The sequence below is a fragment of the Parendozoicomonas verongulae genome (assembly GCF_009711465.1).
GTDB lineage: Bacteria > Pseudomonadota > Gammaproteobacteria > Pseudomonadales > Endozoicomonadaceae > Sansalvadorimonas > Sansalvadorimonas verongulae.
In genome coordinates, this window is sequence record NZ_SMME01000163.1 from 1 (window position 1) to 313 (window position 313).

At 41.2% G+C, this 313-nt stretch carries 1 protein-coding gene; it reads right to left on the reverse strand.

Features of this window, described 5'->3' with window-relative positions; genetic code table 11:
* Window positions 1-24: 24 nt before the first annotated feature.
* Window positions 25-252 carry a hypothetical protein gene (locus E1189_RS00195; protein ID WP_155158147.1) on the reverse strand — a complete coding sequence of 76 codons (228 nt, stop codon included), beginning with the start codon at window positions 250-252 and terminating at the stop codon, window positions 25-27.
* Window positions 253-313: the final 61 nt, after the last annotated feature.

Consider the following 313-nt stretch of genomic DNA (forward strand, 5'->3'; position numbering starts at 1 on the left):
GTGCAAACAACCAGAAAGGGCAACTTAGCCACCATCATCTGTTTTACATCTTACTTGTAAGGCATCATCAGATTTTCTCACATAGATGGTGCTCGGTACTTGGACTGTCCATGCACCTCGTTTATTTGACAATTGACACTCTCCATCCGAGCCGTCACTAAACGAAAAAGCGATTGGGGTCATTGCGTCTTCAGTTAGTGTTGCACATCCAGTTAAGGCAATAAATAATCCTATTATTAAAATTCTTTTCATCGAGCTTCCCTCTTATTGATTTTTAAGTTTCCTAGGGCCTGTTGAGGTTTTACATCGGCAG